We start from the raw sequence: 12,798 nt of genomic DNA, 5'->3' as shown, positions 1-12,798 counted from the left end.
AGGTGGTAAATCTCCTGCCCGGATGGCGTGCCGTAGCTATGCGTCGAAAAGAAAGCGCGCAACCATGATGACAGTGCGTTGACAGGACGGCCGGGCTTCGGCATTGGGCGCCCTCGCTTCGACGAAGCAGCCCTGTGGAAGGGTGGCCGAGTGGTTAAAGGCAGCAGACTGTAAATCTGCCCACGCAAGTGTACACTGGTTCGAATCCAGTCCCTTCCACCAAAACTTCAAATCCGTTTGTCTCACAACGTCTCGGAACAGGGCAAAAAGCCCTGTTTTCCGGGTTGTTCGTTGTCTCACAGCATCTCACAGTGTCGCCTAACAGCAAGGCGACTTTGGGGGCACTGTGGGGGGCTTGGATTTTACCGGTGGGGGCACCGGATGCTGACGGACAAAGCGTGCCGTCAGGCGAAGGGCGCCGACAAGCCGTACAAGCTCAGCGACGCCAAAGGCCTCTACCTCTACGTCACGCCGGCGGGATATCGCAGCTGGCGCTGGAAGTATCGCTTCGCCGGCAAGGAGAAGCGGCTGACCTTCGGCCCTTATCCGGACGTGACCCTAGCAGAGGCACGGGATCTGCGGGACGACGCGGCGCGCGAGCTGCGAGCCGGCCACGATCCCTCGCTGGAAAAGCGCAAGCGCTCCGCGGCGCAGGTCGCTCGTGTCGGCGCGACGTTCAGAACGATTGCCGAGGACTGGATCGAGAGCCAGGCGTCGAGCTGGACGCCGCGGTACCTCGCGCTGATCAAGCGCAGCATGGAGCAGGACGTCTATCCGAAGCTCGGTGCCTTGCCGATCGACGCGATTACGACACCCTTGGTCATCCAGGTGCTGCGACCAATCGAGAAACGCGGCGCCGTGGAGACGGCGCATCGGGTACGCCAGCGGATCTCGGAAGTGTTCGGCCGGGCGATCGGCAGCGGAATCGCCAGCAGCGACCCGGCGGCCGCGGCAAATCGTGCGCTCGCCCGCGTGAAGAAGGGCAAGTTTCCCGCGGTTCGGACGGTGGATGCCGCCAGGAAGGTGCTGCGCAAGGTCGAGGAGCAGCCGGGTCAGCCCCTGACGAAGCTGGCGTCTCGTTTGCTGGCGCTGACGGCGGTGCGAGCCGGCGTGCTACGCCTGGCGGAACCGCAAGAGTTCGAGGGGCTGGATGGCGATGCCCCCATCTGGCGGATCCCCGCGCACAAGATGAAGCTCGTGCTCGAGCGGAAAGAGGACGTCGCCTACGAGTTCGTGGTGCCCCTCGCCCGTCAATCGGTCGAAGTGGTGAAGGCGGCGATGATGTTCTCGGGCGGGCCGCTGATCTTCCGCGGCGTTCGCAGCTTCAAGGTGCCGATCAGCGACAGCACGTTGAGCAAGGCATACCGGGATGCGGGCTTCGCAGGCATCCACGTGCCGCATGGCTGGCGATCGACCTTCTCAACCGTGATGAACGAGCTGGCCGCGGTCGAAAACCGCGTTGGCGATCGCGAAATCATCGACCTCATGCTCGCCCACATCCCCAAGGGAGTGGAGGCGGTGTACAACCGAGCCGCATACATGCCCCGTCGGCGCGAGCTGGCGCAGGAGTGGGCGGACATGCTCACAGTCGACTTGGTGCCCCCACAGGCGCTGCTAACCGGACTGCGCCAAGCGCAGCCGGGAGGCTGGCAGCATGAGCGGCGGGGCACCGTCACTTCGTGACATCAAGCAGCTGGTCAAGGGCGCCACGTCGAAGCTGAGCGGCCGCGGCTTTCGCGGCCCGGATACTGGCGAGGGTCGCCGAACGCCACGGCGCCATAGCTATGACGAGGCCGACCCGCGCGCGAAGCCTTGGGCGCGTATTCAGGACGGCTCGGTTGCAGCCGGCTTAGCTCACCGTGAGGCGATGATCGCGACGGCCGAGCAGCTGTACGTCGAACAATGGCGCAAGTTTCCGCTGCGCGAGGTTCGTGAGGCGCGCGCTGAGCGAGGCGCCGCGGCTGCAGAGCTTGAGCAGCTCGAGACTATGTCGCCCGCCGAGGTGCCGATCGGCCGCCCGGCCGTCCTGCGCCAGCGCATTGTCCAGCTCGACAGGAAATTGGCCGAGGTTGACCTTCGCCTGCACCGCATCGACGTGACGGTGCTGAAGGCGCTACTCTGCTTCCTCGACTTCAGCACCGGCAAGCTGTTCCCCGCCATCGAGACGATCGCGAAAAGAGCCGGGTGTCACCGCAATAGCGCGATTGCCGCGTTGAAGCGGCTGAAGGCGAACGGTTTCATCGACTGGGTGCGCCGCACCGTAAACACCGGCAACGAAGGCGAGTTCGCGCCGCAGCGCGAGCAGACCAGCAACGCCTACTTCTTCGACAACCGCCGGCGCATGGCGAAGGCAACCTGGTTGCGCTTCACTCAGATCCTGACGAGCAAGCTGCGCCGCCTCGGCCGGATACCGCCAGGACAGACGGCAGTGCCCGCCCTCGCTCCGTCTGCGCCAGCTGCCCCGGGCAGCATCGCGGAAGCCCTCGCCAGCTTTGACGCGGCTCTTTCACGCGCGAGCACATAGAATATGCTCTATCCAGCCTTCAGACATGAAGAGGAAAAGGCAGGTCATCCCTGAACGGGATGACGCGCTATTTGTGGTCTCCCCCTGATCAGCCAAAGCGGCAAAAACGAGCCGACAGCCAAGACCAGGCTGTCGGGACGCGGCGGCTTGCGCCGCCACGATGCTGCCGAGGGCGTCAGGGTTTGGGATAGGGCACCTATGGAGCCGAGGCCGTTTCTCGCGCTGTAAGGTCCGTGAGGCCGTGATCTTTTTACTCCGGAACACCTCGCATTGCGCACGGTCCCACTGGGCGGTGTCCGGCCCGCGAGCGCCCTGACTTTCGACCCCCCGCCCCCTATCTCACCCCCGATGGTCAATGCCCTCGTCCCGCCTGACGATGATGCCCCGGAATGCGACGGGATCGGGCATGCCTGGCGGATCCTGCCGGCCGAGGGGCACGTGCAGCACGCGGTGGCACGGTGCTGCGGCATCCGCGCTGTCTCGCGGTTCGGCGGCCCTTGGGAGCGGCTCGACGAAGACGAACCGCCGGGGTCACCCGACGAGGGCCACACCCCAGGCGTCGAAGATCCGCCGCCGTCGGTCTAGCTGCTGCGACCGGTTGTACGCGCCCTCGACCTTCGCGATCGAGCCATCCTCCGACTTCAGCGCATGGCCGAGCGCCTGGTCGATGGCGCCGCGTTCGAGCGGCATCGCCTCGTTCATGATCGTCGAGAAGGTTGCGCGCCAGCCGTGCGGCACGTGGCGGCCGGCGAACGCCGTCCGCGCATAGAGGGCACCGATCGCCGCCTCGCCCAGCGGCTTATTTGATCCGTTGCCCGCGAAGATTAGGTCGCTGGGCAGAAACTCCCGTATTTCTGCCGCATTGCTCATTTGATCGTGTTTTGATTGAGCCGCCCGCAACACCGCGACGGCCGCCGGCGACAGCGGCACGACATGGTCGTGCGCAGCATTACCCTTCTTCGCCGCTGCCAGCTTCATTCGTGCCGCCGGCACGCGCCAGGTCGGCGCATCGCCGTCGAGATCCTCGATCTCTGACCAGCGCGCGCCGCGCACGGCCGCCCACCGCATTGCCGTCAGCGCGAGGAAGCGGGACGCCAGCTTGGCCGCCGGCGCCGCCTCGAGCTGGTCGACAGCGGCCATCAGCGCCCGCGCATCGTCGATCGACACCAGCGCAGCGTGATGGCGCACGGCCGCCGGCTTCTTCAGCCCGCGGGCGACCTTCTCAGCCGGATCGCTCGAGCACCAGCCCTCGCCGATCGCCAGCTCGAACACGGCCGAGATGCGCTGACGCAGCCGCCGGGCAGTCTCCCGCGCGCCACGCGCCTCGACGGCGCGCAGCAGCTCGAGCACGTCGGCCGGCGCGATCGCGTCCAGCTGCTCGGCGCCGATCGCCGGGAAGACGTCGCGCTCCAGGCTGACCAGGACGTCTGCCGCATGGACGGCCGTCCACCCTTCGGCCTGGACAGCATGCCAGGCGCGGGCGGCCGCTTCGAACGTGTCGACCCGCGACGATCGTGCGCGGGGATCCTCGCCCCGGGCAAGCTGAGCGCGCGCGGCCTCAGCCCGGGCCCGCGCGGCGACTAGGTCGACTTCTGGATAGCTGCCGATTGTCAGCAGCTGCTCGCGGCCGCCATAGCGAAAGCGCAGCCGGAAGCTCTTCAAGCCGGTCGGCGCGATGAACAGGTGCAGGCCGGCGCCATCCGGCAGCTTGTAGGCGGCCGCGCGCGGCCGCGCGGCTTTCACCGCGGCGTTCGTAAGCATAGGTGCTCCACGATGGATGAAGGGACGAAAGTTGTGGTCGTCGCCGGCAGCGGCGGTCAGGAAGCCGCAGAGCGCTGCCGCGCGATCATCGGCACGAGAGCGCGCGTTCTGATCGTAGATGAGCTGGGCGACTGGGGTGAGGTCGGCTTGCCGCGGCCATCGGACGAGCTGGTATGGTGTGGGCTCGATCTGGCTCGGCTCGACGTCGGTCACGAGGTTGCCGTGCGTGACGTCCGCATCAAAATTCCGACGTCAGGGCAGCTGCGGAACGAGCTGAGACGAACGGTACCCTACGACCGCCGGTGAACTGCGCAGGGCCGAGCGCCGGCGCCGGCGATAGCGACGGAAGTCGCAACGGAAGAAGGCCGGTCCGTCGACCGGCCTTCCCGTGTCCCGTTGTCGAGACACCGCATTGCGCCCGTCCCAGAATTGCACGCCAGAGCAGCTTGCGCAAATTCGCAAGTTGCCCGTCACGGCGGAGGTACCCTCCGCCGTGGGCGCGCATTTCCGCCATTCGTAGAGGGTCGATACCCGCAAAGATCGGGTGCGATACCCGACCCTTGCGGCGTTCTCTTACCGCCGATTGCGAATGATCAGCTCGGTTACTTTGGTGCCGCGGCCGGTCAATCCGGTCGATAGCGTCCAGGTCGTATCGATTTCCTGAATGTCGAAGACGGCGAAGGTCTCGCGGATGAACGGGGTGTTGTTGATCGACATGACGAACTGGCCGGCGATGCCGGCGAGCTGCTCCGCCATCGCGACATAGTCATTGCGGCCGAAGCCGGTGCCGTATCCCTCGGTCTCGTCATAAGGCGGGTCGAGGTAGAACAGCGCGCCAGCACTGTCATAGCGCCGGATCACGTCCTGGTACGGCAGCTGCTCGATCGTGACGGCCTGCAGGCGCTGGTGGAGCTTGCGCAGCTCGGCACGGAGCAGAGCCGTGTTGATGCGCGACGACTGATCCTTGCGGACGCCAAAGGTGCGCCCTTCGACCTTCCCGCCGAACGCCAGGCGCTGGAGGTAGAGGAAGCGGACGGCACGCTCGATGTCGGTCAGGGTTGAAGGATCCACGCGGCGCTGGCGCTCGAACTCGGCCCGGCCGGCGAGAAGCCACGCGAATTCGTCGACGAAGGGCTCGTAGTGCCGGCGCACCACTCGGAAGAGATTCGCGACGTCGCCTGAAAGGTCGTTGATCACCTCGACCGGCGGCGCCTTGCCGCGGCGAAGAAAGACGCCCCCCATGCCGACGAACGGTTCGATATAGGCGCGATGGGGGATCTGCTCGATTAGGGCGCACAGGCGTTTGGCCAGGTTGCGCTTGCCGCCGAGATAGGCCGCCGGCGGGTTCGCGGCGATCGTCGTGGTGAGTTCGTGCTTTCGGGTAGGAATAGCTCAGCTCTCTCGGTGAGGAGCACGTCGGCTACGCGCGCTGAGTTGACGCCGATCGATGCGATCGGCGGGCCTTAGATCTCGATGATGGGAGAGGCGCATCGGCGCCGATGCAGTGGCTTCGGGGAAACGTGAGGGAGAAACCTGTCTGGCGTCCACCTGGTACCGGGTGGTTAGCCGCGCAGCGCAAGGCTCCTGCGCCCCGCGTATTCCCCGAAGGTCTTCTATTCCGCAGGCCACCCGGCGAACCGGTCAGCCTTGCGTCCGCGCGCGCGGGCCCAACGTAACGGCTAAGCTCCGTAGGGCGACTGCCCCTTGGCACAGGCGCGCAGCCCGCGTCTACGGCTCGATTAGCTCGCGGGCGCTTCCTTCTTCGCCTTGGGCACCAGCTTCTTCGCGGCGAAAGCGGCGGCCGCGGACAGCGCCCAGGGCACGATCACTTCACGGGTGATCATCTTCAACAGTGCGTTCATCGTCATTCTCCTTGTGGTGAAGGGGTGCGGCATTTGCGGCGGTCGACGTTGCCGATCCGGTGGGCGACCCAGCCGCGGTGGAAGCGCTTCAGGACCGGGTTGACCCGGACGAGGCGGGCGTATTCGGCGCGCTGCAGGGCATCGAGGCGATCGAGCGTGGCAACGCAGAGCGCTGCCGCACCGAGCGTGCTCTGGCAGTACGTGAAGGCACCGATCGTCGCCGGCCCGACGCGCCCGTCCACCGCCAAGCGCGTGCCGCACTGCGCGTTGATCGACTGCTGAAACCAGCGGCCGGGACGCGCCGGGCCCATGTTGACCGTCGTGTCGAACAGCTCTTCGGTCACAGCCGCGTCGATCGCGATCAGCGGCTCGTACCCGGGTTCGACCAGGTAACGCGCGTAGTAGATGCTGTGCACCACCTCGTCCGGGATGGTGCGCATTGGGCCGACGTAGCCGTTCTCGACGGCGACCTTCTTGGTGATGCCCTTGTTGGTCTCGCCGCCCGGGTCGCGCGGATCGTTCACGTAGCCGCCTTCGACGGCGACCACGCCCAGGATCAGCGCCAGCGCGGCCGCGGCAATCTTGCCCTTATTCGCCACCGCGCTGCTCCTGGTTGGACGCGATCGGCGCGATCGTGGTGCGGCGCCGGCGCTTGATCAGCGACCGAACCATGTCGGTCTCGAGGATGCGGATTAGCGTCCAGATAACGGAGAGCAGCGCTGCGAGGTGCGGCAGCAGGTTGGCGAGCGTGCCGAAAGCGACGCCGAACGACACGACGTCGACCGACGCCTTCGCGGCGCCGGGAACATGGTCCAGCGTCATGGTGGTTCTCCAGAGATGGAAGGGCGCTAGGCGCGCCGTTTCAGGCCGCGAGCGGCAGCGTCACGTGGCGCAGCGAACCGTCGGCCTGCATCCGCTCGAAGCGCACCTGGCGCGCGGCGGGAAAGAACACGGCCGCGGCCTGCGACCATTGCGAGGGAGTGAGCGGGGTGCCGATCCACCCCATGAGGTGGACCGTATCGCCGTGGACCGTCACCACGATCATGCGATCGTAGTGCGGTCCATCATCAGGGTGGACGCGCACCAGCTCGGCGCCGGGCGCGATCGTAGAGGCGACCAGGCGCAGGTCGCCGATGCGAGCGGTGCGCATGCCGCTCACTCCTCGGGTGGGGCGGGCCAGGCTTCGGCTTCGTCGAGCGCGACTTCGGTGAGCATCAGCAACGCATCCTTCCGCTCGGCGTGATTTGGATCATCCATGACCCGGCGAGGCAGGACGTACTTGCCTGCATGTTTCCCCGCGACGATTTCGCGCGGATCAAGCTGGTGCTGGTCGGTTGCAGTGGCCTCACGGAAGCGGGCTGCCTGCTGCGGGCTCATGATGAGGTACGGGTACAACGTCATGTTATGCGACTCCTATCGCGGTGAAGAAGGTCTGGATGCGGGCGTGAAGGGCCATTGCTTCGCCGTCTGAAAGGCCCGAGGCGCTGCCAGCGACACCGATCGTGCCGGGTGAGTAGCTGCTGTTCACGCGAAGGATGGTGCCGTTCGACGAACCCGTCGAGCTCGAGGACGGTGTTGATGTGCCGTTGGGCGATCCGTTTACGTAATAGCTGACGAGGTTCGCGCTGGTGCGGCTCGCGATACGCGTGCCCAGTTTGGAGGTGCTCGGGTTTGCACCATTGCCACCGCCGTGAACGCGATACTGCTCGGTGCCGTTGTTGGATCGGACGGAAATGGCGTTCGCCCAATCCGACATGTTGCCGATGACGAGCGTGTCGCCGGTGGTGACCTCCTCCGTCATGCGGATAAAAAGGGTACCGCTGTTGCGCTGCATCCGGGTGAAGGGGCCCACCCATGGCTCACCCGTATGAAGGTAGGCGCTGCCGCCACCCGCGAAGCCAAGATCGGGTTTGAACGTCGGGCTGTTCACGGCGGTGAGCGACCGAAGTGGCGATCGGACGTTGATCCTTGCCGCCTGCTCGTCGTGGGCCGCCATGATCGTCAGCCAATCAATCTTGGCCCAGAGATCGTCCGTCTTCAGCCCCCGGATGAACTCGTCATAAAGTTGCGTGCGTGCTGCAGTCGGCTGGACCGACATGGCGCTGAGGAAAGCCTGGGTGTCGGGATCGAGTGACGCGACCGCCTCCGACTTGGTCGTGCAGGAGTAGGTTGCCGAGATGGTGCCGGCAGTCAGCGTGCTGTACGTGGTGGTGCTGTAAAGCGTCGAGGCATAGTGACTGACACGGAAACGGTCGCCGTGAATGCCCGTGGTCGGCCCGGGCCCGATATCGACGCCGTTCTTCCAGATAACACTGCCGGGCTCGCCGGAGACGGTGACGGTGACCGGCACGGTTGAGCCGGCCATGTCGAGGGTGATCTCGGTGGACAGGCGCCCCTGCCCAGGGGTGATGTTGGTGTCCTGGACAAAGGCGAAAGGCGCCGGATTGATGATCGCGGCTTGGCCGACCACGTCGGGGGCGCGGACGATCGCCGTCGACGGGAGCCCGGCCGGCGCGAGCGATACCGCTCCGGGTGCGATGGCGGGCGCGCGAACCACGCTACCGCTGGTGAGCAGTGCCGGGGTAACCGTAGCCGCTCCCTGCGCTGCGATGCTCGGGCCGCGCACGACGACAGTCGCGGCGATCGCCGGGGCAGTGATCGCCTGCGCCGGCACCGCCGCCACAATCGGCGCCGTGACGATGCTCGCCGGCAGGATCGCCGGCGCCCCGATTGCGGCCGCGCCCGCTGCCACTGCCGGCACGTGCACCAGGGCGTCGCCGGCGATCACGGCCGGCGCCACCATCGCGGCAGCTGCCAGCGACGGCACGCCGACGATGGACTGAGACGCGATCGTCACCGTGCTGACTGCCTGGGCATCGCCGGGCAGCGGCAGTGGCAACGCAAGCAGCACGGCAGCCAGGCCGCCGGTGGTGACGATCCTCGCCCGCTGCTGGATGCGGGTGACCTCGACCGTGCGAATCACGCGGCCGGCTCCGTTACCGGCGTCATCACCGGGAGCGTCACCTGCACGCCCAGCCAGACTTCCGGCTGAAGGTCGGAACGGACCAGGTCGAACGTGGCCGTCGAGTTGCCGATCTTCGCGGTGCCCGCGCCCGAGATGCGCAGCTCGATCGTCTCATCATCGATGCGGACGATCGAGCCGTCCCCGGTACTCAGCTGCGCGGCAAGCGCGTTCGCGCCGGCATAGTCGCGCAGCTCGGTGCGGACCGAGCAGCCGACCGGAAAGACAGGTTCGTCACCGGTGACGCGGACGCGGATCGAATAGGCATAGCCCTTCGCGATCGGCGCCACGCTCTGCTCGGTCATCCCCATGGGTGCGACCTTTCGCTTAGAGGGAGAAGATGCCGCCGGCGGCCCACGTCACGGAGACGTTGCCGCCATTCGGCGTGATCGGAAGGCCGGTCGCGGTGTCGATGATGGCGATCAGCTCCGACGTGCCCGGAGTGCCGGTGTCGCGGTAGATCACGATCGCCTCGGCCGCGCTGGCGGAGCCGGAGCCCGCCGGAACGGACGTGAAGGCGATGTCGTCGGCGTCGAAGGTGCCGCCCGCGACCGTCTTGTTGGCGAGCGTCACCGCCGCACCGATCCGCGCGCCGGCGGGGATGGCCGACAGGAATTGGTCGGCGTCGGCGTAGGTATAGGCGTCGGTGTCGACCAGCTGCGCCTTGATGGTGCCGGTCGCGAGATTGACGCCGGCGCCAAGAAGCGCCTCCTTGTACTTGGGGTACAGGCGGTTTGCCATGTTCTGCTCCTGAATTGAGTGGATGCGGATCAGTTGATCGTGGTGAGGTACGGCTCGATCATCTTGAACTGGCGCGTGTCGCTCGAGGTGGGACCGTAGCCACCGATCGGATCGAGCCGGAAAATGTAGGTCGCGTTCCAGCGGCCACCGCCGCCCCAGGCGGTCCAGCCGGCCCACACGTCGCGGTTGGCGAGCATGTAGGCGCAGGCCGCCGGCACGACAGCGCCGCACTGCTCCTGCCCGGTGATCGTCGGATCGCCGCCCATGAACTCGCCAAGGAACAGCTTGTGGCCGTTCGCGCGCGCCCAGTTGGTTGCCTCGACAAGCCGGTTCTGGGCATTGGCGTTGCAGACGCCGGACAGTCCGGGGCTGCCGGTGTCGAAATACTGGTGCAGCTCGATAGCAGCGTTGCCAGCCGGGTCGCTGAACGTGACAAAGGCCGCGGCATTGCCCTGGCCCACCCATGACCAGGCGCCGGTGTAAAAGGTGCCCGCGATGAAGATCCGGTTCAGCGCCGGCGTGCGCCCGCGGATCGCCTGCGTCACCCAGTCCATGATGTCCCGGCAGCGCGCCGGGGTGACCTGCCCGCCGCTCGGCTCATTCATCAGGCCGAACCAGACCAGCGGGTTGTTGGCATAGCGGTTCGCCAGCCGCTCCCACAGGTCGCACAGCGCAGCGGTGGGTAGGGCATAGTCGAAGCCGACTTTCCCCTGGTCAGCCCACCCCATGTAGTTGTGCACGTCGAGCAGCACGATCCTGCCCTGCGCGGTCACGTAGCTGATGATCTCGTCGATCCGGTCCATGTCGAGGCTGCCAGACCAGGTCGCGAGGACGCCAGGCGATCGCAGCTCGCCGAACGGCCCGTCCTGGATACGCTCCCAGCGCACCGGCAGGCGGATGATGCCCGCCCCCTTGCCGAGGTGGTAATCGATTTCCGGATGCCGCTGCGCCGGGTCGGCCTGCTCGGGTCGCGCCGGGTAACGATAATCGGTACCGTAGGTGCCCGGCTTCCGGTCGCCGAACTCGCCACCCGACAGATTGAGGCCGGTCACATAGGCCGGATTGGCAGGAATGGCTGGCGGCGAGAAGTAGACACAGGCGTCGCCGACGACAATCAGGCTCTCGGCGGTCGGATCGGCGAGGCGTAGCGCGTGCTTCCCCGCGCTGGCAGGCTTCGCCACCGACCAGCTCAGCTCGCCGTTCCATGCCGATGTCGAGGTGATCACGTCGCCGGCGATCGACAGCCCCGGTGTCGCGGCGATCGCCGCTGCCAGCGCGGCGTCGAAGCCGGCCGGCTTCGTTCCGCCTGACACCAGCCTCACCGATGCGGCCGACGTGCCGGTCGGGCTGGTGAGACTGTAGACGATCGCGCCGCCCGAAACCTCCGCCGCGATCCGCCAGTAGCTTGGGGTGGGCTCCACCGATGTATCGGCGATCTGGAACGTGATGGTACCGCCGAACAGCTGCGCAGGATTGGCGGCATCCCCATCGGTCCAGCGGTGGGTCTGGAAGTCCAGCTGCAGCGTGCCGGTGGTGATGTGGTCTTCGTTGATGGTGATCGGGATCCGGATCGGCGCCGCGTCCCGATACTGGTCCGTGAAGGTGATGACCCCGCCGTTGTAGTTGCCGCGAGTGGCGTAGCTGGTGTCGCACAGGCACCCCGCCGCCTCGGCAGCGGCCTTCAGCGTCGGGCGAAAGCCGCCGGCGATCTTCGACTGTCCCTTGTTCACGGCCGCATAGAGGAAGCTGGTGCCCGGAACCATGTTCTCCGTAGTCAGCTGGATGATCCGGCCGTCGCCCTCGTTCACGCTGGCGGAACCGGGCGAACCGTCCGGCATCAGCAACTGGGGGCGGAAAGTCGGCGTGCCGGCCGGCGTCTTCGACGTGTCGTTGATGAAGAACGGCAAGCCGTTGCCAGAGAGCGTCCCGGTAGCACCCTCCGGAAGCGCAAGCTGCAGCGTGACCTGTACCTGCCCAGGGTTGCCGTTGACGTCGGTGCGCCTGTTCGCGAGGCAGGTGATAGCCAACTCGACCGGAAGGCCATCATAGGTTTCGTCGACTTCGATTAAACCTGCGACCGCCGCGTTGTGCTCACTCGCTCTGAGCGCGGTGTACTTCATTCCACGTCGCTTCATTGCGGTGTTCCACGCCACATCCCACGGCAGCGACCAGTGCGCAGAACCGGCCTTTGCGCCCGACAGCTTCCAGATCATCTTCGACACGCCCGGCACGGCGTTGAAGCAGCGGATGGTGAGCCGAACGGTGGTGCCTTCGTCGAAGGTCACCAGGTTGGGGCGACTTGCCACCCAAATCGACGGTGTGGTTGCGACCGGTGTGAGCGCGGCCTGAAAGGCGGGGGAAACGGTCATGTCAGTTGACCATGTCGCCGCCCAGCACCCAGCGGGAGACCCCGCTGGTGACCAGATCGCACACGGCCGTGGCCATGGCGTATAGCCCGGCAGTGCGTTTGTAGTCCTGCCGGTGGATGACCGACCCGCCGTTGATGGCGGAGAACAGCAATCGAGCCGAGCCTTCCTGGAAGAACATGAACTGCGAGCCCTCCGGCAAGTTAGGCAGGCGCACGTTGATGTTGGGCGTATTCGAGCCGTTGCCGATACGGATCAGCTTGCCGACGTCGGCCGCCACCATGGTGAACGGGCCGGCGCCGCCGAAGAAGCGCACGCCGAAGCGAGCCGCGTCGACCCGCAAGCGTTCGATACAGGGAACTAGCCGCATCGTGCCGGGGCCTGCCGGCCACGGATAGTGGCCGTCGCCATTCGGTCCGCCCAGCGCAGTTCCGTTGAACCAGTCGTATGCCGCCTGGTCGCGGGCATCCTGCCGCGCCATGTACTCGAGCTGCAGCGCAGCGGCGTCGTCGAACTCCATTA

15 protein-coding genes and 1 tRNA gene are annotated in these 12,798 nt (G+C 66.5%); 4 read left to right on the top strand and 12 right to left on the bottom strand.

Going from position 1 to position 12,798, the window contains the following annotated elements:
• Nucleotides 1–136 precede the first annotated feature (136 nt).
• The 3 genes from XM50_RS14505 (at nucleotide 137) to XM50_RS19255 (ending at nucleotide 2,524) form a co-directional block, all read left to right on the top strand.
• Nucleotides 137–222, top strand: a tRNA-Tyr gene (locus XM50_RS14505).
• 69 nt (nucleotides 223–291) lie between these two features.
• Nucleotides 292–1,683, top strand: a complete 1,392-nt coding sequence (locus XM50_RS14500) for a tyrosine-type recombinase/integrase (protein WP_331386571.1) — start codon at nucleotides 292–294, stop codon at nucleotides 1,681–1,683.
• The gene (locus tag XM50_RS19255; RefSeq protein ID WP_052742590.1) at nucleotides 1,655–2,524 is read left to right on the top strand and encodes a helix-turn-helix domain-containing protein; all 870 of its coding nucleotides are present in this window, start codon (nucleotides 1,655–1,657) and stop codon (nucleotides 2,522–2,524) included. Before XM50_RS14500 ends, XM50_RS19255 begins: the two co-directional genes overlap by 29 nt.
• Nucleotides 2,525–3,055: 531 nt before the next feature.
• Here XM50_RS19255 and XM50_RS14490 read toward each other — a convergent pair.
• Entirely contained in the window at nucleotides 3,056–4,285 is a 1,230-nt protein-coding gene (locus XM50_RS14490) for a tyrosine-type recombinase/integrase (protein ID WP_046411718.1), read from the bottom strand.
• Between the two features lie 12 nt (nucleotides 4,286–4,297).
• Here XM50_RS14490 and XM50_RS20165 point away from each other — a divergent pair, with 12 nt between their 5' ends.
• Entirely contained in the window at nucleotides 4,298–4,591 is a 294-nt protein-coding gene (locus XM50_RS20165) for a hypothetical protein (RefSeq protein WP_156167269.1), read from the top strand.
• Between the two features lie 267 nt (nucleotides 4,592–4,858).
• Here the strand turns inward: XM50_RS20165 and XM50_RS14485 are convergent, their stop codons facing one another.
• The 11 genes from XM50_RS14485 to XM50_RS14440 form a co-directional block, all read right to left on the bottom strand.
• Nucleotides 4,859–5,641, bottom strand: coding sequence for a DNA adenine methylase (locus XM50_RS14485; protein WP_046410471.1), 783 nt, complete (start codon nucleotides 5,639–5,641; stop codon nucleotides 4,859–4,861).
• A gap of 383 nt (nucleotides 5,642–6,024) precedes the next feature.
• A complete protein-coding gene (locus XM50_RS21000) occupies nucleotides 6,025–6,147 on the bottom strand; it encodes a hypothetical protein (RefSeq protein ID WP_269430573.1) in 123 nt (40 codons plus the stop codon).
• 2 nt (nucleotides 6,148–6,149) lie between these two features.
• Nucleotides 6,150–6,746: a glycoside hydrolase family 108 protein gene (locus tag XM50_RS14480; protein WP_046410470.1), complete on the bottom strand. Its 597-nt coding sequence runs from the start codon at nucleotides 6,744–6,746 to the stop codon at nucleotides 6,150–6,152.
• Entirely contained in the window at nucleotides 6,736–6,969 is a 234-nt protein-coding gene (locus tag XM50_RS14475; protein ID WP_046410468.1) for a hypothetical protein, read from the bottom strand. Before XM50_RS14475 ends, XM50_RS14480 begins: the two co-directional genes overlap by 11 nt.
• A 40-nt stretch (nucleotides 6,970–7,009) precedes the next feature.
• Nucleotides 7,010–7,297, bottom strand: coding sequence for a hypothetical protein (locus XM50_RS14470; RefSeq protein WP_156167268.1), 288 nt, complete (start codon nucleotides 7,295–7,297; stop codon nucleotides 7,010–7,012).
• Nucleotides 7,298–7,302: 5 nt separating this feature from the next.
• Entirely contained in the window at nucleotides 7,303–7,548 is a 246-nt protein-coding gene (locus XM50_RS14465; RefSeq protein ID WP_046410465.1) for a hypothetical protein, read from the bottom strand.
• A 1-nt stretch (nucleotide 7,549) separates the two neighbouring features.
• Nucleotides 7,550–9,130: a hypothetical protein gene (locus XM50_RS14460; protein ID WP_046410463.1), complete on the bottom strand. Its 1,581-nt coding sequence runs from the start codon at nucleotides 9,128–9,130 to the stop codon at nucleotides 7,550–7,552.
• Complete coding sequence (locus tag XM50_RS14455; RefSeq protein ID WP_046410462.1) at nucleotides 9,127–9,480, bottom strand: hypothetical protein; 354 nt, start codon at nucleotides 9,478–9,480, stop codon at nucleotides 9,127–9,129. Before XM50_RS14455 ends, XM50_RS14460 begins: the two co-directional genes overlap by 4 nt.
• A gap of 16 nt (nucleotides 9,481–9,496) precedes the next feature.
• Entirely contained in the window at nucleotides 9,497–9,910 is a 414-nt protein-coding gene (locus XM50_RS14450; RefSeq protein ID WP_046410460.1) for a hypothetical protein, read from the bottom strand.
• 29 nt (nucleotides 9,911–9,939) lie between these two features.
• Nucleotides 9,940–12,279, bottom strand: coding sequence for a cellulase family glycosylhydrolase (locus XM50_RS19250; protein ID WP_052742589.1), 2,340 nt, complete (start codon nucleotides 12,277–12,279; stop codon nucleotides 9,940–9,942).
• A 1-nt stretch (nucleotide 12,280) separates the two neighbouring features.
• Entirely contained in the window at nucleotides 12,281–12,796 is a 516-nt protein-coding gene (locus XM50_RS14440; protein ID WP_046410459.1) for a hypothetical protein, read from the bottom strand.
• Between the last annotated feature and the right edge of the window lie 2 nt (nucleotides 12,797–12,798).

The organism is Sphingomonas sp. Ag1, assembly GCF_000980895.1.
In the GTDB taxonomy this organism is placed as follows: domain Bacteria; phylum Pseudomonadota; class Alphaproteobacteria; order Sphingomonadales; family Sphingomonadaceae; genus Sphingomonas; species Sphingomonas panaciterrae.
Note: the sequence above shows the minus strand (reverse complement) of the source record. Positions and strands in the feature narration are given on the sequence as shown.

Excerpts from the sequence above, each read along its gene's own strand:
- XM50_RS19255 (WP_052742590.1), top strand. The coding sequence starts at position 1,655 with ATGAGCGGCGGGGCACCGTCACTTCGTGACATCAAGCAGCTGGTCAAG.
- XM50_RS14490 (WP_046411718.1), bottom strand. The coding sequence starts at position 4,285 with ATGCTTACGAACGCCGCGGTGAAAGCCGCGCGGCCGCGCGCGGCCGCC.
- XM50_RS20165 (WP_156167269.1), top strand. The coding sequence starts at position 4,298 with ATGGATGAAGGGACGAAAGTTGTGGTCGTCGCCGGCAGCGGCGGTCAG.
- XM50_RS21000 (WP_269430573.1), bottom strand. The coding sequence starts at position 6,147 with ATGAACGCACTGTTGAAGATGATCACCCGTGAAGTGATCGTGCCCTGG.
- XM50_RS14475 (WP_046410468.1), bottom strand. The coding sequence starts at position 6,969 with ATGACGCTGGACCATGTTCCCGGCGCCGCGAAGGCGTCGGTCGACGTC.
- XM50_RS14470 (WP_156167268.1), bottom strand. The coding sequence starts at position 7,297 with ATGCGCACCGCTCGCATCGGCGACCTGCGCCTGGTCGCCTCTACGATC.
- XM50_RS14465 (WP_046410465.1), bottom strand. The coding sequence starts at position 7,548 with ATGACGTTGTACCCGTACCTCATCATGAGCCCGCAGCAGGCAGCCCGC.
- XM50_RS14455 (WP_046410462.1), bottom strand. The coding sequence starts at position 9,480 with ATGGGGATGACCGAGCAGAGCGTGGCGCCGATCGCGAAGGGCTATGCC.
- XM50_RS14450 (WP_046410460.1), bottom strand. The coding sequence starts at position 9,910 with ATGGCAAACCGCCTGTACCCCAAGTACAAGGAGGCGCTTCTTGGCGCC.
- XM50_RS19250 (WP_052742589.1), bottom strand. The coding sequence starts at position 12,279 with ATGACCGTTTCCCCCGCCTTTCAGGCCGCGCTCACACCGGTCGCAACC.
- XM50_RS14440 (WP_046410459.1), bottom strand. The coding sequence starts at position 12,796 with ATGGAGTTCGACGACGCCGCTGCGCTGCAGCTCGAGTACATGGCGCGG.